Annotated in this window: 24 protein-coding genes; 9 read left to right on the top strand and 15 right to left on the bottom strand. The window is 70.8% G+C overall.

All coding sequences use genetic code 11. The features are described 5' to 3' along the window. Positions 1–190: 190 nt before the first annotated feature. Complete coding sequence (locus WME73_RS01045) at positions 191–1,456, top strand: PAS domain S-box protein (protein WP_437743679.1); 1,266 nt, start codon at positions 191–193, stop codon at positions 1,454–1,456. An 87-nt stretch (positions 1,457–1,543) separates the two neighbouring features. Here the strand turns inward: WME73_RS01045 and WME73_RS01040 are convergent, their stop codons facing one another. Then, positions 1,544–2,197, bottom strand: a complete 654-nt coding sequence (locus tag WME73_RS01040; RefSeq protein WP_437748145.1) for a TetR/AcrR family transcriptional regulator — start codon at positions 2,195–2,197, stop codon at positions 1,544–1,546. A gap of 136 nt (positions 2,198–2,333) precedes the next feature. Here WME73_RS01040 and WME73_RS01035 point away from each other — a divergent pair, with 136 nt between their 5' ends. Both WME73_RS01035 and WME73_RS01030 read left to right on the top strand, forming a co-directional pair. Beyond that, positions 2,334–2,942: a VOC family protein gene (locus WME73_RS01035; protein ID WP_437743678.1), complete on the top strand. Its 609-nt coding sequence runs from the start codon at positions 2,334–2,336 to the stop codon at positions 2,940–2,942. A gap of 231 nt (positions 2,943–3,173) precedes the next feature. After that, complete coding sequence (locus WME73_RS01030; RefSeq protein WP_437548723.1) at positions 3,174–3,599, top strand: organic hydroperoxide resistance protein; 426 nt, start codon at positions 3,174–3,176, stop codon at positions 3,597–3,599. Here the strand turns inward: WME73_RS01030 and WME73_RS01025 are convergent. The 3 genes from WME73_RS01025 to WME73_RS01015 all read right to left on the bottom strand — a co-directional run bounded on the left by WME73_RS01025 (position 3,585) and on the right by WME73_RS01015 (position 9,167). After that, complete coding sequence (locus WME73_RS01025) at positions 3,585–5,507, bottom strand: ABC transporter ATP-binding protein (RefSeq protein ID WP_437914468.1); 1,923 nt, start codon at positions 5,505–5,507, stop codon at positions 3,585–3,587. The genes WME73_RS01030 and WME73_RS01025 overlap by 15 nt on opposite strands. Next, a complete protein-coding gene (locus WME73_RS01020) occupies positions 5,504–7,438 on the bottom strand; it encodes an ABC transporter ATP-binding protein (RefSeq protein ID WP_437743676.1) in 1,935 nt (644 codons plus the stop codon). The genes WME73_RS01025 and WME73_RS01020 overlap by 4 nt, the downstream gene beginning before the upstream one ends. A 154-nt stretch (positions 7,439–7,592) precedes the next feature. Continuing rightward, positions 7,593–9,167, bottom strand: a complete 1,575-nt coding sequence (locus WME73_RS01015) for a hypothetical protein (RefSeq protein ID WP_437743675.1) — start codon at positions 9,165–9,167, stop codon at positions 7,593–7,595. Between the two features lie 657 nt (positions 9,168–9,824). Here WME73_RS01015 and WME73_RS01010 point away from each other — a divergent pair. Next, a complete protein-coding gene (locus WME73_RS01010) occupies positions 9,825–10,736 on the top strand; it encodes a LysR family transcriptional regulator (RefSeq protein WP_437914467.1) in 912 nt (303 codons plus the stop codon). A 95-nt stretch (positions 10,737–10,831) separates the two neighbouring features. Here the strand turns inward: WME73_RS01010 and ilvE are convergent, their stop codons facing one another. Together ilvE and WME73_RS01000 are read right to left on the bottom strand one after the other, a co-directional pair. After that, the gene (gene ilvE, locus WME73_RS01005; RefSeq protein WP_437715106.1) at positions 10,832–11,722 is read right to left on the bottom strand and encodes a branched-chain-amino-acid transaminase; all 891 of its coding nucleotides are present in this window, start codon (positions 11,720–11,722) and stop codon (positions 10,832–10,834) included. Between the two features lie 5 nt (positions 11,723–11,727). Further along, the gene (locus WME73_RS01000; protein ID WP_012232810.1) at positions 11,728–12,441 is read right to left on the bottom strand and encodes an IclR family transcriptional regulator; all 714 of its coding nucleotides are present in this window, start codon (positions 12,439–12,441) and stop codon (positions 11,728–11,730) included. A 232-nt stretch (positions 12,442–12,673) separates the two neighbouring features. Here WME73_RS01000 and WME73_RS00995 point away from each other — a divergent pair, with 232 nt between their 5' ends. The 3 genes from WME73_RS00995 (at position 12,674) to WME73_RS00985 (ending at position 14,691) form a co-directional block, all read left to right on the top strand. Further along, positions 12,674–13,366: an alpha/beta hydrolase gene (locus tag WME73_RS00995; protein ID WP_437914466.1), complete on the top strand. Its 693-nt coding sequence runs from the start codon at positions 12,674–12,676 to the stop codon at positions 13,364–13,366. A 191-nt stretch (positions 13,367–13,557) separates the two neighbouring features. Continuing rightward, a complete protein-coding gene (locus WME73_RS00990) occupies positions 13,558–13,965 on the top strand; it encodes a cupin domain-containing protein (RefSeq protein WP_437743672.1) in 408 nt (135 codons plus the stop codon). Between the two features lie 177 nt (positions 13,966–14,142). Further along, positions 14,143–14,691 (top strand): hypothetical protein, encoded by a 549-nt coding sequence (locus WME73_RS00985; protein ID WP_437743671.1) that lies wholly within the window; start codon positions 14,143–14,145, stop codon positions 14,689–14,691. A gap of 93 nt (positions 14,692–14,784) precedes the next feature. On the opposite strand, the gene WME73_RS00980 is transcribed toward WME73_RS00985, so the two are convergent. The 8 genes from WME73_RS00980 to WME73_RS00945 all read right to left on the bottom strand — a co-directional run bounded on the left by WME73_RS00980 (position 14,785) and on the right by WME73_RS00945 (position 23,135). Continuing rightward, positions 14,785–14,958: a hypothetical protein gene (locus WME73_RS00980; RefSeq protein ID WP_437914465.1), complete on the bottom strand. Its 174-nt coding sequence runs from the start codon at positions 14,956–14,958 to the stop codon at positions 14,785–14,787. A 404-nt stretch (positions 14,959–15,362) separates the two neighbouring features. Next, a complete protein-coding gene (locus tag WME73_RS00975; RefSeq protein WP_437590251.1) occupies positions 15,363–16,001 on the bottom strand; it encodes a peroxiredoxin in 639 nt (212 codons plus the stop codon). A 158-nt stretch (positions 16,002–16,159) separates the two neighbouring features. After that, positions 16,160–17,482, bottom strand: coding sequence for a S41 family peptidase (locus tag WME73_RS00970; RefSeq protein WP_437743670.1), 1,323 nt, complete (start codon positions 17,480–17,482; stop codon positions 16,160–16,162). 228 nt (positions 17,483–17,710) lie between these two features. Next, entirely contained in the window at positions 17,711–19,078 is a 1,368-nt protein-coding gene (locus tag WME73_RS00965) for an LLM class flavin-dependent oxidoreductase (protein WP_437914464.1), read from the bottom strand. Next, positions 19,075–19,863, bottom strand: a complete 789-nt coding sequence (locus WME73_RS00960; protein WP_437859733.1) for an ABC transporter ATP-binding protein — start codon at positions 19,861–19,863, stop codon at positions 19,075–19,077. Before WME73_RS00960 ends, WME73_RS00965 begins: the two co-directional genes overlap by 4 nt. Continuing rightward, positions 19,839–20,747, bottom strand: a complete 909-nt coding sequence (locus WME73_RS00955) for an ABC transporter permease (RefSeq protein WP_437743667.1) — start codon at positions 20,745–20,747, stop codon at positions 19,839–19,841. Before WME73_RS00955 ends, WME73_RS00960 begins: the two co-directional genes overlap by 25 nt. Beyond that, on the bottom strand, positions 20,744–21,655 hold the full coding sequence (locus tag WME73_RS00950; RefSeq protein WP_437859713.1) for an ABC transporter substrate-binding protein: 912 nt from the start codon (positions 21,653–21,655) through the stop codon (positions 20,744–20,746). The genes WME73_RS00955 and WME73_RS00950 overlap by 4 nt, the downstream gene beginning before the upstream one ends. A gap of 559 nt (positions 21,656–22,214) precedes the next feature. Further along, a complete protein-coding gene (locus tag WME73_RS00945) occupies positions 22,215–23,135 on the bottom strand; it encodes a LysR family transcriptional regulator (RefSeq protein WP_437914463.1) in 921 nt (306 codons plus the stop codon). 234 nt (positions 23,136–23,369) lie between these two features. Here WME73_RS00945 and WME73_RS00940 point away from each other — a divergent pair, with 234 nt between their 5' ends. Beyond that, entirely contained in the window at positions 23,370–24,170 is an 801-nt protein-coding gene (locus WME73_RS00940; RefSeq protein WP_437914462.1) for a dioxygenase family protein, read from the top strand. A 21-nt stretch (positions 24,171–24,191) separates the two neighbouring features. Further along, a complete protein-coding gene (locus WME73_RS00935) occupies positions 24,192–24,851 on the top strand; it encodes a YceI family protein (RefSeq protein WP_437914461.1) in 660 nt (219 codons plus the stop codon). Between the two features lie 100 nt (positions 24,852–24,951). On the opposite strand, the gene WME73_RS00930 is transcribed toward WME73_RS00935, so the two are convergent. Next, positions 24,952–26,433 carry a hypothetical protein gene (locus tag WME73_RS00930; RefSeq protein ID WP_437914460.1) on the bottom strand — a complete coding sequence of 494 codons (1,482 nt, stop codon included), beginning with the start codon at positions 26,431–26,433 and terminating at the stop codon, positions 24,952–24,954. Positions 26,434–26,762: the final 329 nt, after the last annotated feature.

Genomic DNA, 26,762 nt, shown 5'->3' with positions numbered 1-26,762 from the left:
GGGGAAACCAGCATGGCACTGTGCTTCATCGGGGAGCTCTCTCCTTCAGGCGTTGAGGGCGACTGACCAGGAGCGCGGTCGTCCAGCGCGCACCCCCCCGACCGTTGGCAGGCGCGTCCGCAGCGCCAGGCCTCGCGTGGCGCCAAAGCCTCGATCATGGACGCCGGATCTGGTAGCGGTGGAATTTACCATGAAACAAGCGTGGCAAACGGACGAGGTGGGCCGCTTCTTCGAGATGTCCGTGGATCTGATCGGCACCGCCGGTTTTGACGGGCGCTTCAGGCGGATTGGCCAGGCGTGGGAGCGCACGCTCGGGTTCTCGCGCGAAGAGCTCTTGTCGACGCCGTTCATCGACTTCGTGCACCCCGACGATCGAGCGCGCACGCTGGCCGAGTCGGCGCAGGTGTTCGGCGGCAGCGGCAGCGTGACGTTCACGAACCGCTACCGGTGTCGCGACGGCTCTTACCGGTGGATCGAGTGGAACTCGTCGGTTCACCCGGAGGAGGAGCTCGTCTATTTCGTCGCTCGCGACGTCACGGATCGCAAGCGCGCGGAGGAGTCGCTGCTCGCGGCCGAGTCCCGGTTCCGGGCGGCGGTCGAGGGGAGCCTGGACGCCTTCTTCGTGCTCCGGAGCGCGCTCGACGAGGCCGGGACGCTCGTGGATTTCGTGGTCACCGACGCCAACCAGAGGGCCGTCGAGGGGATGTCGATGCCCCGCGAGGAGATCGTCGGCAAGCGGCTCAGCGAGCTCTCGCCCGCCGCGCGCCACCTCGGCCAGCTGGACAAGTACGCGCGCGTCTTTCGGACCGGCGAAAGGCTCCTCGAGGAGCAGCAGATCGAGAGTCCAGGGCACGAGGACCGGTGGCTCCAGCATCAGGTCATCCCGCTGAGCGACGGTGTCGCGATCGCGATGAGGGACATCACGCCCTTCAAGCGGCTGGAGGCCGAGCTCAGGGAGACGCTCCAGCGCCGGGCGATCCACGCGGAGGAGCTCGAGGAGAAGAACCGCCTGCTCGCGGCGGAGAACGCCGAGCGCGAGCGCGCCGAGGCGCTGATGCGGCAGCAGCAGGAGACGATGCGCGCCATGTCCACGCCCATCATCCAGGCGTGGGAGGGGGTCCTCGTGCTGCCGATCATCGGGACCGTGGAGACCGGGCGGGCGAATCACATCATGGAGCGGCTGCTCACCGAGATCGTGCGGACGAGCGCGCGCTTCGCCGTCCTCGACCTGACCGGCGTGAACGCGGTGGACGCCGCGACCGTGGCGCACCTCCTCGCCGTGGTGCGCGCGGCGAACCTCCTCGGCAGCAGCTGCCTCGTCTCCGGGATCTCGCCCGAGATCGCGCGGACGATGACGGAGCTCGGCGCGGCGGATGGCGGGTTCAAGACCTTCGGCGTGCTCCAGAGCGCCTTGCGTTACGCGCTCTCCCGCTGCAGCGCCGAAAGCCCGCGGTGAGCCGCCGGGCGCGCGCATCGACGCGCGCTTCGGCTGACGTGAGGTGGCGGGGAGCGCCTCTGCGTCGCTCGACGGCTGTCGGGCCGCTCACCCGCGGCTGCGCGCCCGCTTGCCCTCCGCGGGGGCGAGCCATCGATCGAGCTCGTCCGAGACGAGGTGAAAGTCGAACGCTTCGGCGTTGATCCCGAGCTGGGTCATGGCGCCGATGATGAAGGACGTGACCACGCGGGCCGCGGCGCGAGGATCCAGATCGGAGCGCAGCTGTCCGCCGCGCACGCCTAGCCGCACGAGGTGCTCGACAGCGAGGTTCCACTCCTTGTGGACGGCGCAGAGCGCGGTCCGCGCCGCCGGGTCGCGCTGCGCGCGCACGGAGAGCTCTTGCAGCACGGCCGCGAGGTGCGGATTGTCCTGGAAGGTGCGCCATGCGCTCTCGAGGTGCGCTCTCAGGATCGCGCGCGCGTGAGCCGGGCCTGCGGCGCCCTGGCCTGCCGGGCGGCGCTGCGCCTCCACGAATTTGTCCGTCACATGCGTGACGATGGCCGCGAGGAGCTCGTCCTTCGTCCCGAAATAGTAGTGCAGCGTCGAGATATTGACCCCTGCGCGCGCCGCGATGTCGCGCGTCCGCAGCCCCTCGAGGCCCTTCTCGGCGATGAGCGTATACGCCGCCTCGAGCAGGTCGCGCCGCCGCGCTGCACCGAGCTCCGTGGACGAGGTCTTGCCGCCCGCGACGGCGCTTCTCATCTTCGCCAAGCCCACGCAAAGCTACAGGTTTTCTCCGGTCCCAGCAAGCGCCCGCGGCGCGCGCCTTGACCGTCCGGCCGCCGTCGCGTATTGTCAATCAACTGATTGATTGACTCCCATCGCATGGAGGAAATGCATGATGTCCTTGGAGCTCGCCACCGCGCCGCTCGCCGCCCGGGTCCAGCGAAAGGCGATCGGCGTGGGGATGCGTCTATTCTTCGCCTGGTCGCACCTTGCGTATCGCCTGCTTCCGCCGTGGGGCGGCAAGCTGCGCGCCGTCGATCACCTCACCGTGCCGTGCTCGGATCTCCGGGTGGCGGAGCGGTTCTATGTCGGACTGCTCGGCGCGCGCGTGGTGATGCGGGTCGACGTCCCGTTCCTCGAGCGGATGGGGCGTCCTGCGGACGAGATCGCGCGAGGGGTCCACCTCTCGGTCGTGTTCGCCGGGGGCCCGCGGTTCGACCTCTTCGAGTCGCCGATCGGGCAGCCGCCCCGCGAGGCGGATCATCCGCACTGCGCGCTCTGGGTCGCGCCTGGGAAGCTGCTCGCGTGGAAGGAGCGCTTGAATGCCGCTTCGGTGCCGACGTACGGCCCGACGCGGCTCGGTCCACCGGGCCAGGCGTCGCTCTATTTCAACGATCCATTCGGCAACCGCCTCGAGCTCGTCACGCTCGGCTTCACCGGGGAGATACCGGTCGGGGCGCCCGACGTCTCCGCGCTGAGCTACACCTGGGCTGGCCCGTGAGGTGCCAGCTCACTGCAAGCTGACTGCAAGCTGAATGCAAGCAGATGACAGGCTGATGACGCCGCGCGGTCGATGCCGGGCGTGATTTCCGGGTGGCGTCTCCTCCCGCGGTTGCCCGGGAGGAGCGCGGGCACTATGGGAGCATCCCCGAACGGCGCTGCCCGGTCGGGCCGTGCCCGGCGGGGACGAGCTGCCCGTGACCGGGCTCATCGCCACGAAAGGAACGCTCCAATGCCTGTTGACGTGAAGTACACGACGCAAGCCACGGCCAATGGCGGCCGCGATGGCCACGCTGCCACTGCCGACGGTGCTCTCAAGGTCAAGCTCTCGACACCGAAGGAGCTCGGCGGCGCTGGCGGCGAGGGGAACAACCCGGAGCAGCTGTTCGCGGCGGGTTACGCGGCCTGCTTCCTGGGCGCCCTCAAGTTCGTGGCCGCGCAGGAGAAGGCCCGCATTCCGGCCGAGGCCACCGTGACGGCGACCGTCGGCATCGGCCCGCGCTCCGAGGGCGGGTTTGGCCTCGACATCGGCCTGCGGATCGCGCTGCCGGGCCTGGAGCGGTCGCAAGCCGAGCAGCTGGTCGAGAAGGCGCACCAGGTTTGCCCCTACTCGAACGCCACCCGCAACAACGTCCCCGTCCGCCTAGAGGTCGCCTGACCTTCTGACGCCGCGCGCTCCCTCCACGGGGGCCGGCCCATCATTCATGAGCTCCCGGTGGAGCGCCGCGAACGCTCCCCCCCGCGCGAGCAGCTCCGCGTGCGTCCCCTGCTCGACGACCCGCCCGTGGTCGAGCACGACGACGCGATCGGCGTGCCGGATCGTGCTCAGCCGGTGGGCGACAACGAAGCTCGTCCGCCCTCGCAAGAGCCTCCCGAGCGCCGCCTGCAGCCGGGCCTCGGTGAGCGCGTCCACGGCGCTCGTCGCCTCGTCGAGCAGCACGATGCGCGGATCGGCGACCATGGCGCGCAGGAAGCACACGATCTGCCGCTGCCCGAGCGACAGCGCCGTCCCGCGCTCGCCGACCTCGGTGCCGAGGCCGTCCGGCAGCGCGTCGAGCATGTCGAGCACGTCGAGGCCCCGCGCCGCGTCGCGGATCTCTGCGTCGGTCGCGGCGGGGTTGCCCAGGCGCACGTTGTCGAGCACCGTCCCGCTGAAGAGGAAGTTGCTCTGCAGCACCAGCCCGAGCTGCGCGCGCAGCGAGGCGGACGACGTCGCCGCGAGATCGTGCCCGTCGACGGTGATCGACCCCGCCGTCGGCAGGTAGAGCTTCGCGAGCAGGTTCAGGATCGACGTCTTGCCGCTGCCCGTGTGCCCGACCAGCGCGATCATCTGCCCCGGCTCGGCGACGAGATCGACGCCGTGGAGCACCGGCTTGCCCGGATCGTAGGCGAAGTGGACCCGCTCGAACACGACCCGGCCGCGCGCGGGCGGCAGCGCCGGGAGGCCGCGCTCGTCGGGCCAGTCGGGCGCCGTGTCGAGCACGCGGAAGAGCCGTTCGGCGCCCGCCATCGCCGCGAGGGCCTGGTTGTACTGGTTGCCCAGCACGGGGATCGGGTTGAACAGGAGGTTCGCGAGGAAGAAGAACTCCACGAGCACGCGCAGCTCGATCGCGCCGTGAAGCGCCTGATAGCCGCCGACGACCACGAGGACGGCCAGGAACAGCTGCCCGTTGAACTCGAGGAGCGGGAGGAAGGTCGCCGAGTGGCGCGCCGCATCCATGTTGTAACGGGAGTGGTCGAAGATCAGCGCGCGGAACAGCCCGCCGTTGATGTCCTGCCGCACGAAGCCCTGCGTCACGCGCACCCCCGTGACCGACTCGGCGAGCGTCGCGGTCACGCGGGTGAAGCTCTCCTGCGCGCGCTGGTGGGCGGCCCCGAGGCGCTTGTGGAAATAGACGATCAGCCCCCAGAAGACGGGGACCATCGCGACCACCACGAGGAAGAGCTGCCAGTGCGCGTGGGCCATCAGCGCCATCGCGACCGCCATGGTGCCGAGGTTCACCGTGCTCACGAACACGACGTCCTGCACCGCCACCCGGATCGCGTCGATGTCGGACGTCATGCGGCCGATGAGGCGCCCCACCTTCGTCTTCACGAAGAAGCGCATCGGCATGCGCAGGAGGTGGCTCTCCAGCCGATCGCGCATGTCGAACACCACCGCCTCGCCGAGCTCGAGCGCGAGCCGCGCGCGGTAGTGGAAGACGATCTCGGTGAAGAGCACGAGCGCCGCGAAGCCGAGGACGGCGAGCAGCGTGGCGCGCGCGTCGCGCCGGGCCACCGGGCCGCTGATGATGGCGCCGACCGCCCAGGTCAGGATCGGGAGCTGGATCGACCTGACCACCACGAGGGCGAAGAGCGCGTTCCGCTTGCGCGCGTACGGGCGGGTGAAGGCGAACACCCGCCGCGCGAGCCCGAGATCGAGCGTGCGGTGGTGCTGGTCCGCCTCGTCCTCGAGCGCCACGCGCGCGAGGCCGAGGCGCGCGTCGATCGGCGCCGCCTCGGCCGCGGAGCGGGCCGCCCCCGACGCCGTCGCGGGGCGGCTCGGCGCGTCGGCCCCGCGGCTCACGCCGGGTCCTCGGCAGGGCGCGCGCCCGCGGCGGCGCGGCGCGAGGGGGTGTCGTCCGCCCGCGCCCCGAAGGCGTGGGCGTCGTGCAGCGCGAGGGCGCTCGCGTAGTGGCCGCGCCGCCGGAGCAGCTCCTCGTGGGTCCCCCGCTCGACGACGCGGCCCCGGTCGAGCACGATCACCTGGTGCGCGCGGCGGAGCAGGTGCGCCCTGTGCGTCGCCATGATCGTCGTCCGCCCCCGCGTCGCGCTGAGGATCGCGTCGAGGATCTCGCGCTCGGTGCTCGCGTCCACCGCCGCGGTCGGGTCGTCGAGCAGGAGCAGCGGCGGGTCGAGCAGCACCGCGCGCGCGATGGCGAGCCGCTGCCGCTGGCCGCCCGAGAGGTTGGCCGCCGCCTCGCCGAGCTCGGTGTCGTAGCCCTCGGGCAGCTCCCGGATGAACTCGTGGGCGCAGGCGATGACCGCGGCGCGCTCGATCTGCTCGCGCGTCGCGCTCGGGGCGCCGAACGCGATGTTCGCCGCCACCGTGTTGCTGAAGAGGAAGTTGTCCTGAAAGACGACCCCCATGCGCCGGCGGATCTGGTCGAGGTCGTGGCGCCGGAGGTCGATCCCGTCGAGGAGGACGCGCCCCGACGTCGGATCGTAGAAGCGCGGGATCAGGCTGAGCAGCGTGCTCTTGCCCGCGCCGGTCGGGCCGATCACGGCGACGAACTGCCCGGGCGTGACGTCGAGGTGGACGTCGTGGAGGACGGGCCTCTCGGGATCGTACCCGAACGTGACGCGCTCGAACACGAGGCGCCCCTCGACCCGCGCGGGGCGCGCCGGCGCCTCGGGGCTCGTGATCTCGACGGGGGTGTCGAGCACCTCGAAGACCCGCTTCGCCCCGATGAAGCTCTGCTGCGCGGTGTTGACGATCGTCGCCATGCTCGCGATCTGCCCCGAGAATTGCTGCAGGATGCCGGCGAACACCACGAGCTGCCCGAGCGTCAGCCGGTCGCGCGTGACGAGCAGCCCGCCCATGCCGAGCAGGATCACGAGGTTGATCTGCCCGAGCAGATCGATGGTCGGGCTGAGCACGCTGACGGTCCGGAACGTCTCCTGCTGCTGCTCGCGCACCTCGCGGCTGCGCTCGTCGAAGCGGCGATGGGCCTCGCGCTCTCGCCCGAGCCCCTTGATGACCTGGATGCCCTGCAGCCCCTCCGTGAAGCTCAGGACCATGCGGTCCACGAGCTCCCGGTTGCGCAGGTAGGCGGGCTGCGCCCACCGGGCGAAGAGCGTGCTCGCGATCCAGAGGAGCGGCGTCGGGGCGAGGCACGCGAGCGTCAGCAGGACGTGCGCGCGGAGCATGTACGCGACGTACACGCCGAGCGACAGGACCATGATGACGCTCGGGAGCAGCACCCCGTCCACGAAGGAGCGCACGAGCTGGACGTCGCCTGTGACGCGGTTGATGAGCGAGCCGCTCTTGTTGGCGTCGAAGAACCGGAAGCTCAGCCGCTGGAGCTTGTCGTACACCCGCGCCCGGAGATCCGGGACGATCTCCATGTGGACGAGGTAGCCCACCGAGAGCGCGTAACCGTAGTTGATCACCGCGCGCGCGGCGGCCATCGCGAGGATGGCGGCGCCGATCGAGAGGACCGCGCGCATGGGCTCACGCTCGGCGTCGACCAGCCGGCCGAGGCCGACCGGCAGCTCGGGGAGGCGGTTCGATGGATCGAGCCGATGGCGGAGGATGTCGATGGCGAGCCCGGTCAGGCCGAGCCCAGCGAGCCCCAGCGAGAGCAGGATGATCTGGTAGCCGAGGACACGGAGGACGCGCCCCCGGTACGCCCAGCTCAGCCCGAGGAGCCGCAGCAGGAGTGAGCCCCCCTCGCGGGAGCGCCCAGTTTCCGACGAAGCGAGGGAACCGACATCAGGACGTGAACCGGACAACATCAGCGCAGGGCACCTGGCATACCGGCCATGCCGGGGCCCGTAAGCTACCGATTTGTGCGGCGTTCGCCAGCGGCGGGGACACGATGCCCGGGGCGCGGCGCTGCTGTCGTCCGGACCGCCGGGCCAGCGCCCTGACAGGGCTCCTGGCGCTCCGCTAGTACATCAGGTTGCCCTTGCCGAGCTGGAAGGTGATGTTCGATCCAAACTGATCGCGCGCGTTCTGGACGCGCGAGATCGCGTTCGAGATCCGGCCCTGGCGCTGCGACCAGGTCGTCGCCGAGAGGCCCGCCGCGATCTCGGTCTTCGCCAGCTGGAGGCGATCCGTGGAGACGGGGTGCAGCGGCGTGCCGCCGACGGCGAGGACCTGCAGCGCGTCGTCGATCTCGGCCTCGGCCAGCTCCATCAGGCGCCGCTGGACGTCGGCCCGCGTGTCGTGGAACTGCTGGACGAGCACCTGGGCGGCGGTCAGGCGCTGCCTTGCGAGGTCGACGTTGAACGCGGCGTTCAGCACGCGAAGGAACCGCCCGATCTTGATGATGTCGGTGTCGGGGAACTGGACGGGGCTGCCGAACCGCGCCTCGAGCTCCAGGCCGGCCGGCGAATTCTTGAAGAAGTCCGACAGATAGAACGCCACCGCGCCCTCGATGTCGTTGCCGAAGGCGTTCGTGTGGAAGAACGGCGGCGTGTCCACGGCCTCGATGAGGGGCGGGGTGCTGAACGTGCCGTCGCCGAACCCGTTGAGAAAGCCGATGTCCAGGACATCGATGTTGGGCGAGGCCAGCCCGGAGCCGCCGAAGCCGCCGTCGAACGCGCCGATGGTGCCGGTCGCGGGGGCCTTCCGGGTGCCCGTGTCCAGGTTGCGGTTGCGCCCCGTGTCCAGGTGGTTCGCGCCCGCGTTTGAGTGGCACACGTTGCAGCGGCCCCGCGCCGGGTCGAGGAACGCCTGCCGCCCCTCGTTCGCCTCGGCATCGGCGAGGTTCACCTGCGTGAGGTTGAGCTCGTTCGTCCGGCCCAGGCTCATCTGGTAGGCGAGCGTCAGATCGAGCTCCTGCTCCGTCGGGAGCCGGAAGGCCACCCCCGGCTCGCGGCCGAGATCCGTCGGGTAGTGCTGCGTGATCGCCCCGGTGAGGAACTCGCGCAGCGAGCCGGTGCCCGGGGCGCCGTCGCCCGACCAGCCCGTGCGATGGACCGGCGGGCTCGTTATCCCGTCCACCGGATCCGGCGTGATGCTCGTCGCCAGCGAGAGCGTGTGGGGGACCGCGCGCATCGAGAACTTGTTGTCGAGATCGTCGAAGCCGTCGATGTTCTCGCGGATCAGGCCGAGCGTCTTCAGCTCGGGCGTCTCGAGATCGGTCAGCTCCGGGTCCTGCTCGAAGACGAACAGCGGGTCGAGGGGGTTATCGTCGAGCAGAGCGTCGATGAAGGGGATGTCAATCGTGAAGTTGTTTCCGACAGGATGGCACGTCCCGCAAGACCGGCCGTTGCCCTCGAAGGTCTCGCGAAAGAAGATATCGGCGCCCGCGCAGATCTCCCTCGTGACGAGCCCGGCGATCACGCGAGGATCCTGGTCGCAAGCCGCGAGCCGCTGCTGAGCCGTGAGCGCGCTCGACGCCGCGCCAAGGATCTCTGCCTCGCCCTCGCCCTCCGGCGCGGCGGGGGCGCACGAGGCGAGGAGAGAAACAGAGACGATGGGGGCGAGGAACAAGGAACTCAATCTCGGACTTGGCATGACGCTCTCTCTTCCTGTTACGGTTGTTCGACACCGATTTCGAATCACGGCGTTCATGGATGCGGCGCGCCGTTCGGCGGCAGCGCCGGGGAAACACAGGTGAAACCGACCTGGCGCTACGATGGCGGCCGGCGGCCGACCCGGCGCCGGAGCTGCGAGCGAGATGGCCGATCCAGGCCATCCGCGCGGCTTTGGAGGCACGCCGGAGGCTCGAGGCCCGGTCCTCGCGCGCTCCATGCGACGAGCGCGCTCGGGCCGCTCCGCCTCGATACGACCCCCTACGGGGATCGCGCCACAGGCGATCTCAGGCGGCGACTACTTAGCGGACCGGACCAGACATGGCAACGTTCACAAACGTTCGCAGCACAAATCTGACTTCTTAACGAACCTTTACAAGCAGGATCACGAGACGACATTCCCCGGCGGATCGGCCTGCGGCATCGCCGCGTATCGCCATGACGGCGGGCGAAGCGGGCGCGAGGAGGAGCCGTGAGCCCGGCTCCGCGGGCGTGCTCGGGAGATCGAAGCGGGACATGGGTGCGAAGACCGGCGGCATCCCCTCACCTCTCTCGGTGAGGTCAGTGACCGTGCCGGTTCAATGGCCAACGTTTAGGTCGGCCGATGGCGCGCTTCCAACTCATTAGTAGCATGGGCCCCATGCATCCCGTGCATCTTGCTTCCATCGACCTGAACCTGCTCGTCGTCCTCGACGCCCTGCTGGCGGAGGGGAGCGTCACGCGCGCGGCGGCGCGCGTCGGGCTGAGCCAGTCGGCGATGAGCCACGCCCTCGGGCGCCTCCGCGTGTTGATCGACGATCCCGTCCTGGTGCGCACGCCGCGGGGGATGATCCCGACGCCGCGCGCGCAGGAGCTCATCGGCCCCATCCGCGAGGCCCTCGCCAAGATCGAGGCGACGGTCGCGCACAGCCCTCGCTTCGAGCCCGCGACGGCGCGCCGCTCGTTCACCGTCGCCACGGTCGATTACGTGGAGCTCATCCTGCTGCCGCGGCTCGTGCAGAAGCTCGTCTCCGAGGCGCCCTTCATCGACCTCGTCGCGCGCCCCTACGACAGCGAGATGTGGAGCTCCATGGAGACCGGCAAGGTCGATCTCGCGATCGGCCTGCTCCCCACCTTGCCCGCGGGGTTTTACCGGCAAAGGCTCATCGAGGAGCGCTACATGTGCGTCGTGCGGAGGAGCCACCCCGCGGTCCGGGGCAAGCTCACGCTCAAGACGTACACGAGCTTGCCGCACGCGCTCATCAGCCCGCGCGGCGAGGGCGGAGGCCGGGTGGACGAGGTCCTCGCCGAACGAGGGCTCGCGCGCCGCGTGGCGCTGCAGATCCCGCATTTTCTCGTGGCGGCCCACATCGTGGCCCAGACCGATCTCGTGCTGACCGTGCCGGCGCGCATCGCGCGCGTGTTCGCGGAGATGGAGGAGCTGCACGTCATGAAGCCGCCCGTGGAGCTCGGCGGGTTCTCGGTGGATCAGGTGTGGCACGAGCGGCACGCGAAGGACCCGGCGCACACCTGGCTGCGCGGCGTCTTCGCGGAGATCGCCCGCGACAGCTGACGCGCTCTCCCGCGCGGCGGCCAGGTCTCGCGGGAGCAGGGGCGAGCCGACGTGCCGAGTAACGCGAAAGTGAACCGGTCAGTCCGAGCTTCTGTTCAACCCGGGCCGCCGGGCGCGGCGATGAACGGGGCGCCCTCGGTCTCGGCGAGCTGCCGGTGGAGCGAGGTCAGGCGGGCCGTGACAGGGCCGCGCTCGCCGCGGCCGATCGTGCGCCCGTCGAGGCTCCGGACGGCGATCACGCCGGCGCCGGTGCCCGTCAGGAACGCCTCGTCGGCGGCGAAGAGGTCGAGCCGCCCGATCGAGCGCTCCACGACCGTGAGCCCGATGCCGCGCGCGAGCTCCATGACGGCCGCGCGGTTGATGCCCTCGAGGCACCCGTCGGTGGCCGGCGGCGTCGCGAGCACGTCGCCGCGGAGCGCGAACACGTTGGCCACGGAGGCCTCGGCCACGTGGCCCCGCGCGTTCAGGAGCAGCGCGTCGTCGGCGCCGCGCTGCCTCGCCTCGAGCTTCGCGAGCGCGGAGCCGAGGTAGTTCAGGCTCTTGATCCGCATGTCGAGCGCGTCCGCGTTGGGCCTCCTGTGGCTCGACGTGATGAGCTCGAGGCCGCGCCGCCGCTGCTCGTCGTCGAAGAGGCGGATGGCCCCCACGATGCAGAACAGCCCCGGCCGCTCGCAGGTCGTCGGATCGACGCCGAGCGGGCCCACGCCGCGCGTCACCACGAGGCGCACGTAGGCCTCGGGCTGGCCGTGCGCGCGCGCCGTCTCCTCGACGATGGCGCGGAGCCCGTCGAGCGAGCGCGGGAGCGCGATGCCGAGCGCCCTCGCGCCGATCTCGAGCCGCGCGAGGTGGCGCTCGATCCGGAAGACGCGCCCCGCCGCGACGCGCATGCCCTCGAACACGCCGTCGCCGTAGAGCAACCCGTGATCGGTCACGTTCACGGTCGCGTCCGCAGCGTCGACGATCCGCCCATCGATCCATGTCTTCATGCCGTTCACCTCCTGCCCTCGCCCTGGAGGGCGCGCGCGACCCGCTCGGCGGCGTCGCGCGTGTGATTCACCGCGGCGTCACGACGATCGCCGCGCAGGCTCTGGGCGGCCGCGGCGCAGGCGACGCAGCCGTGCAGGCCGCCGCGCGCGAGCACCGGGGCCGCGATGACGGTGAGCCCGTCGATCCACGCGCCCTCGTTGACGTCGTAGCCGCGCTTCGCGGCGCGCCGCGCGGCGCGGAGCATGGCCGGGTCCGCGCCCGAGGCGCCCACGAGCTCCGGCGCGTGCGCGAGGTAGAGCCGGCCGCTCGCGGTGACGTCGACCGGCACCTCGGCCCCGACGGTGGGCGCCGCGCGCAGGAGGCCCGTGCCCTCCGCCTTGTCGAGCACGACGAGCCTGCCAGCGCGCGCGGCGACGAGGAAGAACGTCTCGCCGAAGGCGCGCGCCGCCCGCTCCAGCTCGGGCCTCGCGACGCGCGCGACCGCGTCGAGCCCCTGCGCCCCGAGCCCGAGCCGGATCAGGCCGACGCCGAGCCGGTAGCGCCCCTCCCCGTCCTGCTCCACCAGCGCGTGCGCGGCGAGCGACGCGAGCAGCCGGTGCAGCGTCGCCTTCGGCATGCGGAGCCGCTCCGCGAGCTCCGAGAGCGAAGCGCTGCCGCCGCCCTCGCCCAGCGCCTCGAGGGCGCGCACCGCCTTGTCGACCGTCCCGGATCGCTCCATGCCAGTTCCACTATTCGGAATGACGTTCCGACTATTGGTATAGCTCCATCCCGCGCCCCGGTCGAGGGCGCGGCGCCGCGGGATCCCCGCGGGATGGCGGGCGTCGGCGCGCGGGGGCCGGCGGAGGCGCGGGGGGAGCAGGCTCAGCGCTGCGGGCGACGCGCGCTGGTGTCGCTCGGGGGGGTCGGATAGCGTCTTCGGTCCCGCCGTGAGCTGCGGAGGAGAGGAGCACATGCGCAAGATCTCATCGGTCGTACTCGTCCACGGCGCCTGGCACAGCCCGTCCTGCTGGTCCCAGGTCGCGTGTCGGCTGCTCGGCAGCGGGCTCGACGTCCGGGTGCCAGAGCTGCGGAGCGCCGGGCCCGCCGCAAGCGGCCTCGCGGCGGACGCGGAGGCGGTGCGGGCGGCGCTGGCCGAGGCGCCCGGCGAGGCCGTCGTGGTCGCGCACTCCTACGGGGGATTGCCGGTCACGGAGGTGGCGGCCCGCGCGGGCAACGTCGCCCACCTCGTTTACCTGTGCGCGTTCATGCTCGGCCCGGGGGAATCCCTGCTCTCGGCGATCGGAGGCCAGGAGCCGCCGTGGTGGATCACCTCCACGGATGGCCGGACGATGATGCCCGACCGCGCGCGCGACATCTTCTACAACGACTGCAGCGACGAGGTCGCAGCCGCCGCGGCAGCGGCGCTGCGGCCTCAGTCTAGGGCGTCCTTCACGGAGCCGCTGGGGGCCGCGGCCTGGCAGGAGCTGCCCTCCACCTACGTGATCTGCGAGCGCGACAACGCCATCCCGGTGTTCGCGCAGGAGGCGATGTCGCGGCGCGCGAGGGACGTGCGGCGACTCGACGCGGGCCACTCTCCGTTCCTGTCGCAGCCGGACGAGCTGGCCGCGCTCGTGCGCGACATCGTCGCGGCCGCGGCCGGCTGAGCCGACGCCGGCGCGCGGCGACGTCGGGGCGCCCACCGCCCGCGCCTGGCCCCCGCAGCCGCATCGACATTTCGGCTCGGCCAGCGAAACGGCGGCGGAGAGCTGCCGTATCCAGCGAGCAGGGCGGCCTGTCGCGACGGCCTGTCGCGATGGGCAGACCCGCGCCCGATGCCGCCGTGGAGGATCAAGCCATGACTGTCCTGAACATCGCCTCGATCGAGAAGCTCAGCCTGCCCGGGCTCGCCCACCAGACCCTCGCCGGCCCTCGCGACGGCCTCCGGACGCTCGAGGTGTGGATGCAGACCATTGCGCCGGGCGCGCAAACGCCGCGTCACCGGCACGCATGTGAGGAGGTGATCGTCGTCCTCCGCGGTTCCGGGACATGCGAGATCGATGGAGTGGCCCTCACGTTCGGCCCGGGCTCGACGCTCATCGTGCCGGCGGGCGTCCCGCACCAGATCGCGAACACGGGTGAGGAAGAGATGCACGTCGTCGCCGCGCTCGGCGCAGCGCCGGTCACCGTGGAGACGCCTGCTGGCGAGCGCATCGAGCTGCCGTGGGATCAGCACCGCTTCGCTCGCGAAAAGTGCGAGGTCTGACATCCATGCCGCTGCGCAGGCTGAGCCAGGCCGCACGCCGCGTTCCGGCGAGCTCGCCTGCCTCGCGCAACCGGGCGGGCGTGCAGTCTTGTTCTGCCCGTCCGCAGCACGCTGCCTGCACCGGAGCCACACGCGGTGTCCTGGCTCGTGGCACAGCGGTTGCCGTCTGCCGCTGGCATGAAACCGAACACGCTCTTCAAGGTCCTTGCGCTGGTCGCTAGCTTCCCGTTCGCCGCCGGCTGCGCTCTCGGCTCCGAGGAGGAGGCAGCGCCTGAGCAACAGTCGCTCGGCGCTTCATCCGAGGCCGAGGGGATCTGGCTCTCCACGAAATACTCCTTCGGTCTCTGCGCCGGCGAGTGCATCACGACGGTGTCCCGCGATGGCGCAGAGCTCTCGCTCACGGCCTGCACGCACGCCAAGAGCTGTCCCCGCTCGAACCTGGCGACGCTGACGGACGAAGGCACGCGAAAGCTCGACGAGATCGAGGACGCGCTCTCGGGCGTCGCCCTCGACGACCGCTACGGCTGCCCTGACTGCGCCGACGGCGGCGCAACGTCGGTGCGCCTGCGCCGCGATGGCCTCGAGACGTCGCACCTCTACGAGTACGCCGGGGCGCCGGCGCCGCTCCTGGCGCTCGATCACCTGGTGGCCGACCTCCGGCTCGGCCTGGACTCCTGCACACCGGGACCGCTCCTGAAGCTCTCGTCGGGGTGCACGCCCAAGTGAACGCGCTCGACCGGAGGCTCCGGGTCGGCTCGTCTGGGTGAGACCGCCACCGCCGGAGCCGCGCCCGGCCAGCGCCGCCCGCCGGAGCGGGCGCTACCCGTCGTCCGGCAGGTAGAGCTTCACGTCGTCGAACTCGGCGGTGCCCTCGTAATAGTTGATGTGCGGATCACCGAAGAAGAAGTGATCCGGGTAGGCCGACCCCGCCGGCCAGGTCTCGAAGGTCTTGCCGAAATCGACGGTCTCCTTGGGGTGGGGCCGTCCTTCCACCCGCGGGCGGTGTACGACGTGAACCCATTTCCGGTCCACGGGCTCCCGAACGCATCGCCGCGGAGCCAGATCATGCTCACATAACGTGATCCGTCCTGCTCGGCCCGGCCGGTCGATGGGTTCCAGACCTGCGACCAGGGGCCGTCCTCGCCGAAGTTGCTGCCCGTATCCATCACGACCTTCCGGTGGTGATGGATGAAGACGTTGTTGTGAGGGGCCGGCCGCGGACAATCGGTGATGCAGAGAAAGTAAACACCGTTATCGAATGTCGCCGACCGCGGCGCGGCGCTGCGATCGCTGAACCGCCACGGGTCGGCCAGCTCGTCCCCGTGCCGGCAACACGAGGGCGAGCGCGGCGAGGCGTCGCGTCGACGCCTCGCGCGCGCGGGCGGCGCCACGCCGCATCAGCGGTTGGGCTGAGGGGTGAGGCGCAGGTACGGGCGGACGGCGTTGTACCCCTTGGGGAACTTCTGCGCGAGAACGGCGGGGTCCTGGAGCGAGGGGACGATCACCACGTCATCGCCGTCCTTCCAGTTCGCGGGCGTCGCCACGGAGTGGCTGTCCGTGAGCTGGAGCGAGTCGATGAGGCGCAGGATCTCGTCGAAGTTGCGCCCCGTGCTCGCCGGGTACGTGAACGTCGCGCGGATCTTCTTGTTCGGATCGATGACGAACACCGAGCGCACCGTGAGCGTGTCGCTCGCCTGCGGGTGGATCATCCCGTAAAGGCCCGACACCTTCCGGTCCACGTCGGCGAGGATCGGGTAGTTCAGCTTCGTTCGCTGCGTCTCCTCGATATCCACGGACCAGCGCTTGTGCGAGTCGACGTCGTCGACGCTGAGCGCGATGGGCTTCACGCCGCGCTTGTCGAACTCCGCCTTGAGGTTGGCGACCGCGCCGAGCTCGGTCGTGCAAACCGGGGTGAAATCCTTCGGATGCGAGAACAGGATCACCCACGAGCTCCCGGCCCACTCGTGGAATCGGATGGTCCCGTGCGTGGACTCTTGCTCGAAATCAGGCGCGATGCTTCCGAGTTGCAGGCTCATGACATTCCCTCCTGGCCGCGGCCCAGTCTCCGCTATGGCGGAGGAATCTCCGTCAAGCCGCTCAGGGTGTCAAGCCGGGAGCGGCGGTGTTTCGCGCCGGGACGCCGCCGGCGCGCGCTCGACCGCACCGCGCCGCGCTTGGCCGGCGCGGCGGCGCCTCAGAGCGCGCCGACCTCGCGGCGGAGGCCGCGCCACGGGATCTCCCGCGGTGGCGAGGCGCGGCGCTCGCCCGCCCCGTCCGGCTGCGCCGCGGTCGAGCACTCGCCGTGCTCCAGCAGGTGCAGGGCCTCGGCGAGGCACGTCTCGCCCGCGTCGCCGAGCTCTGCGCCGAGCGTGTCGTCGGCGGCGCAGTCGGGGGGGAGACCATCGTAGAAATCGCCCTCTTCCTTCGCGTTGAGCACCCGGAACGCGATCGGGTGCACGACCATATCGCAGTTGTCCCATCCGTACATGCCGACGGGTTTGCCGTGCGTGGTCGAGCCGACGATCTTCACGTCCATGTAGGCGCGCAGGCTGTTGATCAGCGACTCGCTCGCGGAGGCCGTCCCGCCGGACGTGATGACGACCAGCCGGGACAGGGGGAGCGGCGGCTGGTCGAGGTCGTCGAACGTCTCCCGCTTGTCCCAGTCGACGTGCCTGTCGTTGTGCGCGGTGATGTCGAGCAGCGCGCCGGCCTCCGCCGGCCGGTGGATCAGGCTCGCGAGGTGCCTCTCGACGGAGAGGCGCCCACCGCCGTTGTAGCGCAGGTCGAGCACCAGCTCGTCGACCTGGCTCTCCCTGAACAGCGCGAAGGCGCTGTCGAGCTCGCTCACCGAAGGCTCGATGAAGGTGGTGAGCATGAGATATCCGACGGTCGCGGACCCTGTTTGCAGGACACGCGGGCTCACGACCGTGGTGATGCCATACCACGCCTTCCGGAGCGCGACCGTGAAGGCCTCGGCGTCCGCGCGCTCGATCGTCAGCGACATCTCGTGCCCTTCCTCGTCGGGGCCCGCGAGCTCCTCCCAGAGGTCGTCGCTCACGACCTGCTCGACGTCGATCCCATTGATCGCCACAACCGCGTCGCCCCGCCGGAGGTCGGCCGCTCCGGCAGGCGAGCCCGGCTGGACCAGCGCGAGCCGGAGGCTGTCCTCCTGGTCGAAGCTCCACCGCATGCCGAACCCGAGGGTCTGCCCTTCCCGGAAGAAGGCGTCGTCGACGCTCTTGGTCGAGATGTAGCTCCAGCGGTCTCGCGGCTCGGTGACGAGATCCACGAGCAGCGCCTCGGGCGAGGGGTACGCCCGATAGTCCAGGTCGGGTACGCCGTCGTACCAGAGATAGGCGTCCTTCATCAGCTCGAACAGGAACTGGTTCTGTCCCTGCAGCGAGCAGTCTGCCTTTGGCTCCGCATCACCGTCCGAGGCGGTGCAGCCTCCCGTCGCGGCGGCGGCCAGCGCGAGGGTGCATGTGGAGAGGACCGCGACGAGCTTCGAGGCGACCATGCGCCTCAGCACACCACGAAACGGAAAGGGCGAGCAACGGTGCGGGTCGATCCCCGACCGGGGTTGCGGTTCAATGTGATTTATCTCACTTTGCTGCCGCGACCAGATCCCGACCGGGGTTGAGGTTTGCCTGGTCCATTCCCCGACCGAGGTTGAGGTTTGCCTGGTCCATTCCCCGACCGAGGTTGAGGTTTATTCGACCGAGGTTGAGGTTTATTGTAATTCACATCACTCTGCCGCCGCGACCAGATCCGGACCGAGGTTGAGGTTTGCCGGGTTGAGGTTTGCCGGCCTCGGCAGCCCATAGTTGTCCCGCAACGTCTTCCCCGCATATTCCGTCCGGAACAGCCCGCGTCTTTGCAGGATCGGGACCACGTGCTCGACGAACGCCTCGAGCCCCGACGGCAGCACCGGCGGCATCACGTTGAAGCCATCGGCCGCCCCCTGCTCCCACCAGTGCTGGATCGCGTCCGCCACCTGCTCGGGCGCGCCGGCGAACGTCCGGTGGCCGCGGCCGCCGCCCAGCCGCCCGATCAGCTGGCGCACCGTCAGCCGCTCCCGCCGCGCCAGGCTCACGATCAGCGTGTACCGGCTCTTCGCCCCCTCGATCTGATCCTCGCTCGGAAGATCCCGCGGCAGCTCCGCGTCGAGGTCGAGCTCCTCCGGCTTCACCCGCAGCGTCTGCGCGAGCTGGCGCTTGGCATACTCCGGCTTGATGAGCCGATCGAGCTCGGCGTCGAGCGCGTGCGCCTCGGCCTCCGTGGCGCCGAGGACCGGCACGATCCCCGGCAAGATCTTGATCGACCCCGGATCGCGCCCCAGCGCGCGCGCGCGCCCCTTCAGATCGACATAGAACCGCTGCGCGTCCTCCAGCGTCTGCTGCGCCGTGAACACCGCCTCCGCGTACCGCGCCGCCAGCTCCTTGCCGTCGTCCGACGAGCCGGCCTGCACGAGCAGCGGATACCCCTGCGGCGAGCGAGGCACGTTGAGCGCCCCCTCGACCTTGAAGTACCGCCCCACGTGCCGCGGCGGGTAAATCTTGCGGTCATCGCCCCAGACGCCGTTCTCCTTGTCGCCGAGCGGCGCGTCGTCGCCCCAGCTGTCCCACAGCTTCAGCGACACATCGATGAACTCCGCCGCCCGCGCGTACCGGTCGCTGTGCGCCGGCAGCTCGTCCAGGTTGAAGTTGCGCGCCGCGTCCACGCCCGCCGTCGTGACGATGTTCCAGCCCGCCCGCCCCCCGCTGAGGTGGTCCAGCGAGGCGAACCTCCGGGCCAGGTTGAACGGCTCGTTGTACGTCGTCGAGGCGGTCGCGATCAGCCCGATGTGCTCGGTCACCCCGGCGAGCGCCGCGAGGAGCACCGTCGGCTCGAGCGTCCCGGCCGGCCTGCGGCCGACGTTGTTCCACAGCACCGGGCTGTCGGCGAGGAACACCGAGTCGAGCTTCCCCCGCTCCGCGATGCGGGCCAGTTTCTTGAAGTGCGCGACGCTCGTGTTCGCGAACGGATCGCTCTCCGGCAAGCGCCACGAGGCCTCGTGGTGGCCGACGCTCATGAGAAACGCGTTGAGATGCAGCTGTCCGGGTCGTTGGGTCACGGGGCACTCCGTTCCAGTTCAGGGTTCGCGTCAGGATCTCCGGCAGCGGCCGCGCCCGGCGCGACCCCCAGCGCCGAAAGCAGCGACTCGCGGTGGGCGAGGAACCGCGGATCGCGCAGCGGCCGCGGCGCCGGCAGATCGATCCGCCGCTCCTCGGCGATGCGGCCGCCCTCGAGCACCAGCACCCGATCGGCGAGCGCGATCGCCTCGTCGACGTCGTGGGTCACCAGCAGCACGGCCGGCCGGTGCCGCGCGCACAGCTCGCGCAGGAGGTCGTGCATGCGCGCGCGGGTCAGCGCGTCGAGCGCGCCGAACGGCTCGTCGGCCAGCACGAGCTCCGGATCGCGCACCAGCGACCGCGCCAGCGCCACCCGCTGCTGCTCGCCGCCGGACAGCTCGACGGGCCACGCGCGCTCCCGCCCGGCGAGCCCCACCTCCGCGAGCGCGTCCAGGCCGCGCTCCCGGGCCTGCGGCACGTCGAGCCCGAGGATCACGTTGTCGAGCACCCGCGCCCACGGCAAGAGCCGCGTGTCCTGGAACACGACCGCCCGGTTGTCCGGCACGTGCAGCTCGCCCGAGCCGGTCACCTCGTCGTCCAGCTCGGCGATCGCCCGCAGCAGGGTGCTCTTGCCCGATCCGCTGCGGCCGAGCAGCGCGACGAACTCGCCCCGCTCGATCGTGAGGTCGATCCCGTCGAGCACCACGCGGGCGCCGAAGCGGCGGACCAGGCCGCGGATCCGTACCGCGGGCGGGGCCGCCGTCAGCCGGCCAGGATGCGGCGCCATGACAGGGCCTTTCGCTCGATGAGCCGCACGGCCGAGTCGGACGCCAGGCCGAACAGCCCGTACACGACGAGGCCGAGGAGGATGATCTCCGTCTGCCCGTACGAGCGCGCCAGCGACATCATGTAGCCGATGCCGCTCGTGGCGTTGATCTGCTCGACCACCACGAGCGCCAGCCACGCGCCGGTCACCGCCAGCCGCAGGCCCATCAGGAAGCCCGGAAGCGCCCCCGGCAACGCCACCTTCCGGATGAACTGCCACCTCGTCAGGCGGACCGTCTCGGCCAGCTCCACGTAGCGCGCGTCGATGGTGCGCAGCGCCGCGTGGGTGTGGACGTAGACCGGGATGACGACGCCGAGGGCGATGGTGAGCACCTTCATCTGCTCGCCGATGCCGAACCAGAGGATCAGCAGCGGGATGAGCGCCAGCGTCGGGATCGCACGCTTGATCTGCACCGGCCCGTCGAGCAGCGCCTCCCCGACGCGCGTCAGCCCGGCGAGGAGCGCCAGCACCGTGCCCAGGCCGGCCCCGAGCGCGAGCCCCAGGAAGGCCCGCTGCGCCGACGTGAGCAGGTTGGACAGGAGCCGCCCGTCGGCGATCAGCTCGTGGGCCGTGGTCACCACGGTCCACGGCGCGGAGAGCACGCGCGCGTCGAGCGCGCCCGTCGCCGAGGCGGCGGCCCAGAGCGCGAGCAGCAGCGCCGGGCCGAGCGCGAGGCCGTACGGGATGCGCCGCCCCGGGCCCAGGCGGCGCCGCAAGCGGCGGCTGGACACGCGGCGGCCGGTCGGGGCGCCGGACGGCGGCGCGGAGACGTCCGCGGTCGCGGTGAGATCCGGGAAGCTGGCGAGGCGCGGCGAGGCGGCGCTCGTGGGCAGTGCGGTCGTCATGGAGTGCTCCTGTCGGCCGTCGCCGGCCGGTCCGTCGGTCCGGCGCCCTCGGCGGCGCCGGCCACCTCCGCTCCGATCGTCTGGAATCGGAGGTCGAAGATCGTCCTGGCCTCGAACCGCTTCTGGCCGGAGGCCTCGGCCAGCAGATCGGCTGTCTCCTGGGTCAGCGCGATCGCCTCGGACCAGTCGCCCGGGTACTGCGGCTTGCCGGAGGCCTCGATAAGGAAGCGCCCTTCCCTGGCCGAGAGGCCCTGATCCTTGACGTAATATGCCTCGATCCAGGCCTCCGGGTGCGCGTAGGCCCACAGCTGGGCCCTGGCCCGCCACTTCGCGTAGTCGACCAGCGCGGCCGCCTTGTGAGCGTCCTTGAGCACCTCGGCGCGCACATGAAGGAAGCCCAGGTTGTCGCGGACGCCGTGCGCGATCGACGAGGCGCCCTCGGCGCGGTACTCGTTGAGATAACGCAGCAGGGTGACGCCGGACAGCGGCGCGACGTCGACCTGGCGGCTGGTGAGCGCCTCCTTGAACTCGGTGCTCCCGAGCTGGACGAGCGTCACGTCCTTCTGCGACAGCCCGGCCTTCTTCAGCGCGCGCAGCACGAGCGCGCCCTGCGCCTGTCCCGGCGAATAGGCGATCTTCTTGCCGCGGAGATCGCCAATGGACGCTACCTGCGCGCCCGGCGCGGTGGCCAGCTCGTAGATGGGCTTCTCCCGCACCTGCACGGTGAGGATCTTCACGTCGACCCCGGTGAAGGTGGCGTGGATGGGCGGCGTGTCGCCGACCGCGCCCGCGTCGAGCACCCCGGCGCGGAACGCCTCGATGGTCTGCGGTCCTCCGCTGATGTTCTGCCAGTCGACGCGGAACGGCAGCCTGTCGATGTCGCCGGAGAGCTGGAGTTGCTTCTGCACCGTCGGATCACCGATGCTGAGCCGCGTCTCGCGCGGGATCTCGGCTGGGATCGGGGCGTCCGGGGCCAGCGTGGCAGCGGCGCTCGCCTCGCCGTCGCGCTTGCACCCGGACGAGGCAATCGGCGCAGAGAGCGCAGAGAGCGCCGCGAACGTCGCGAGTGAGCGAATCCTGTCGATGAACGAGCGCAGATGGACCTCGGTGCGCGGCTGGAAGCGGTGCCGTTTTGCTGCTGCCCAGGCGCCGCCCCGCCCGCCGCCCAGCCGGCGGGGGAGAGGAGCGCTCGGGAGACGCCGGGATGGGCCTCGCGGAGCCGATGGCTCGCGGCCCGTCCTCGGGATCGTCTCGCCATGACCAGCAACGCCCATGCCGCCGCGCCGCTCGCCCGTGGACGGCGCCGTCCAGCGGCCAGCGCCCGCCGTCGCGCGGCGCCCGCCGGCCGCGGGACGGCCGGGCCAAGGCCGCGCTGCTTCCCCAGCAACAGCCGGTGGTGATCCGCTGCTCCGGCGCGAGCACGGCCCGCCTCCCTCCGGCGGGAGCAGGCGCGGAGGGGGCGGCCCGCTACCGCGCCGCGGCGGGGGCCTCGCGCCGTCCCGGGACGCCGAACGCGTCGAGCAGGTAATCGCGGAAGGCGCGGATCTTGGACGGCAGGAAGCGCGTCCCCGGGTGGACGAGGTACAGGGAGGCGGCGCCGTGGATCGCGTAGTCCTTGAGCACGGGCACGAGCCGCTTCGCGTCGAGGTCGCCCCGCACGTTGATCGCGGGGACCAGCGCGATCCCGCCCCCGGCCAGCGCGACCTCGCGGCAGAACGAGAAATCGGAGGCCGAGATCGCCGCGCGCACCCGGAGCTCCGCGCGATCGCGGCCGTCGCGCGCCGAGAGCGCGATCGTCGCGTGGCCGCGCGCGGTCTGGGCGAGCAGCAGCCGGTGCCCCGCGAGGTCCTCGGGCCGGCGCGCGGCCCCGTGCTTGCGGAGGTAGGAGGGCGCCGCGAACAGGCCGACCTCGATGTGCTGCAGCTTGTGGGCGATGAGCGACGAGTCCGGGAGGATCGAGGTCGCGCGCAGGGCCACGTCGACCTGGTGGGCGTCGAAGTCGAGGAGCGCCTCGGTGAGCAGCAGCTCCAGCGAGATCTCGGGGAAGCGCTCAGCGAAGCCGGCCGAGAGCGGCGCCAGGATGCTCAGCCCGAGATCGAACGGCGCCGTCACGCGCAGGTGCCCGCGCGGCCTCGAGCGCGCCTGCTGCACCGCCACGTTCGCGTCCTCCAGCAGCTCGATCGCCCGGCCGACGCGCATTCGGTAGGCGAGGCCGTCCTCGGTCGCCTGCACGCGCCGCGGGCTGCGGCGGAGCAGCTCCACCCCGAGCGCGTGCTCCAGGCGCGTGATGCGGCGGCTGACGCTTCCCTTCGTCTCGCCCAGCGTCTTCGCCGCCGCCGTGATCGATCCGAGGTCGACCACCAGGCAGAAGGCCCGCAAATCGCTCACATTCGCGTCGATCGTTTCCGCTTTGGCAACCTGGCGTTTCATTGCAGGGTCATTGTACCACTATCGGAAACGACCTAGGGTGGGCTCATCATGGATCGCCGGGCTGCATTGAGGCTCCTCCTTGCCGCGGGCGGGGCCGCACCGATCGCCGGCGCCTGCGGGCGCTCGACGTCGACCGCGCCCGGCCCGGCTCCGGCGTCGAGCTCCACGTCCACCGCGGCCGAGAGAGGTTCGATGTCCGACACTCAGCACAAGGCGCGCGAGGGGCGCATGCCGGCCCTGTTCCTCGCGCACGGCTCTCCCTTCCTGCTCGACGATCGCGCGTGGGTCGCCGAGCTCGCCGCCTGGGCGCAGGCGGTGCCGCGCCCCACGGCGATTCTCATGATCTCGGCCCACTGGGTGGACGCGCCGGTCACGCTCGGCGCCACCGAGACCGTGCCCCTCGTCTACGACTTCTACAACTTCCCCGAGAAGTACTATCAGGTGGAGTACCCCGCGCCCGGCGCCCCCGCGCTCGCGCGGCGCGTCCGGGAGCTGCTCGGCCCGCTGGGGCCGGTCGCCGAGGCGCCTCGCCGCGGGCTCGACCACGGCGCCTACGTGCCGCTCCTCTGCATGTACCCCGGCGCGGACGTCCCGGTGCTCCAGATCTCTTTGCCGACGCTCTCTCCAGCTCCGCTCCTCGAGATGGGGCGAGCGCTCGCGCCGCTCCGCGACGAGGGGGTGTTGATCGTCGGCAGCGGTTTCTTGACCCATAACCTCCGCGCGGCAGACTGGCGCGGAGATGCGGTCGCGCAGCCCTGGGCCACGGAGTTCGACGCATGGTGCGCCGAGGTCCTCTCGCGCCGCGACGTGGGCGCGCTCATCGAGTACCGCGCCCGCGCGCCGGGCGTGCGGATGGCGCTCCCGACACACGAGCATTTCGTGCCGGTCGTCGCCGCCATGGGGGCGTCGATCGACGTGAGCGAGCCGGTGCAGTTCCCCATCACGGGGCTCACCTATGGCTCGTTCACGAGACGTTCTGTGCAGTTTGGCTGACCAATAAGGAGATTGTCTCTCATGCTCACCGCTCGTTTCGCTCGCATCGCCCTCCCCGCCGCGCTCTTGCTCTCGCTCGCGGGGTGCGAAGATCCGACCAAGGACAAGCCCAAGGCGACCATCTCGACCGCCGCGCCCGCGCAGACCCAGGCCGCCGCCGCGCCCTCGGGCCCCACCGAGGCGCTGCCCCTCGACGCGGCCGCCTCGACCATCGGCTTCGTCGGCTCGAAGGTCACGGGCAAACACGAGGGCAAATTCGAGAAGATCTCGGGCTCGATCACGCTCGCCGGCGGCAAGGCCGCGGGCGGCAAGCTCACCGTCGAGGCCGACGCGTCGTCGGTGAAGAGCGACGCCGAGAAGCTCGACGGCCACCTCAAGTCGCCGGACTTCTTCGACGTCGAGAAGTACCCGAAGGCGACGTTCACCTCGACCGAGATCAAGGCCGGCGGCGAGAAGGGCGCGACGCACACCATCACGGGCGAGCTCGATCTGCACGGCGTGAAGAAGACGATCACCTTCCCCGCGACCATCACCGAGGGCGCCGATGCCGTGTCGGGCAGCGCGGAGTTCGTGATCAACCGCAAGGACTTCGGCATCGTCTATCCGGGCAAGCAGGACGATCTGATCCGCGACGACGTGCTGCTGAAGCTCTCGCTCAAGGCGCCCCGCAAGCAGGGCTGAGCGCCCGCCGAGCACCGGGCGGGCGGGAGCGGATGAAGCCCCGCCAAAGGAGGGAGCGCCTCCGTTCCCGCACCCACCTCCGCCGCCGCTCCCGCTCCCGTCAAGGCATCGGGTACACGAGCGAGAGCCCGGCGATGCACATCTCGTCGAACGTGCTCCCCTCGCCGTAAGCCACGTCGATCGTCGCGCTCATATGAGCCTCCTTGAGCGCCTTGACCACGTACGGGTTCTCCGTCGAGTTGTTGTACGTGCACCGGATCTGGAGCACATCGCCCGGCTCGAGCGTCGGGAGCGACTCGATGGGCGCGTCGTACGAGTACGAGCGCTGCCAGGCGAACTCCCACTTCGGCGCGTGTGCCAGGCACTCCTCCTTCGGCTGATCGGGCGAGCCGTTCGCCCGCGTGACCGTCACCTTCTGGTCGAAGCCCAGGTAGTGCATGTGCAGGAATTCGCCATAGATGCGCATGCCCGGCGGGAACGGTATCTCTTGCGCCACGGGCGAGTCCGCGGCCGGGATCGTGAACTGCTCCGTCTCCACGTGGTCCTTGCTGTCCGCGGGGACCAGGAACTCGACGCCGTTCTTGTCGCCCGGACCCGGTAGCAGCCCGAAGCCAAACTCGTTGACCGGGTCGTCGAAGTTGCCGATCAGGTGGTACAGGAAGCCGTACTTCGGCTTCTCCTTGGTGAGCCTGAGCTGGATGCGCGTCAGGTCCGGGTCGGCCGTGGTGCCGGCGGGGTGGTAATGGATCTGCATCATGATGAGCGACCCCTTCGGGATCAGCTGACCCACCCCCTCGGGCAGATCGACCGGGTCCGTGCCGGGAGCCCAGGCGGTGAGCAGCGGGAGCGCGCCCAGGTCCGAGCCCGCCGGCTCCTCGCCATCGCCGCACGGAAAGCTCCCGTCGGGGCCGGCCAGGTTCGCGATCGACCGCTCCGGATCGATGGCGATCAGCCCGTGATGAACGACCTTGTCGTTGCCGGGCACCATCTGTAGACCGTTCAGGTACTGGTCCTCCGTGAGCCCGGGATCGATGACGAAGCAGCGGAACTCGTCCTGCTCACCGGAGGTGACGTAGGGCTCTTTCGGGTGAACCTCGAGGGTCGTGCCCGGCAGGTCGGGGCTCTTCGGCACGAACGCGGCGGGCGCGTCCTTGGGATCACCCTTGGGGCTGCCGGCCTTGCTCCAGGCCTCCAGGGTGCTGATCTCCTCGTCGGAGAGGCGGATGTCGCCCTTCCACGCGTGGCGGGTCGAGCACTCGTCCGTGTCACGCACGGCGAAGGGCGGCATCGTGCCCGCCTTGGTCGTCTGGACCATGAGCGCCGCGACAGCCTTGGCGTCGTCGTACGAGGTAATGCTGAAGGGCGCGATATTGCCCGCGGAGTGGCAGCCCATGCAGCTCCTCTGCAGGATGGGCTCGACGTCCTTGTGAAACGTGGGGCTACTCCCGGCGGCCTGGGGCTCCTCGGGCTCGTCGCTCCCGGAGCAGCCGGTGAACGAGGCGGCGCCTGGCAGGGCGAGGGCGAAGGTGACGGCGGACAGCGAGGCTCGGGCGGCGGAACGCGAACGCGATGAAACGAGCATGAGACCTCCGGGCAGCCGGATCCTTCACGAGCGAAGGGTCCGGGCGCTTGGTGAGAAGCCGCGGGCGGTGGCTCCCCGTTTGTGCCCGGAACGCGCCCGCCCGTTCAACGCTCTTTCGCGATGGTCACCGCCGGATTGCTGCTCTCTGCGCGCCTTGGCCCGTCGTGGCTTCTTCCGCGGACGGTGCAGGTGATAGGTCTCGAGCCGATCGATGAGCGTCCGCCGCGAGAGTGCATGGGGAGCGGGAGGCGGTTCGACCGCCCGCGAGGACCGAGATCGGTGCCAGGAGGCGGTTCGACCGCCCTTCCACCACCTTGATCGGTGCGGCA

It is taken from the genome of Sorangium sp. So ce302 (assembly GCF_051530145.1).
GTDB classification, from domain to species: Bacteria; Myxococcota_A; Polyangia; order Polyangiales; family Polyangiaceae; genus Sorangium; species Sorangium cellulosum_B.
This window is presented reverse-complemented; position numbering and strand designations above follow the sequence as displayed.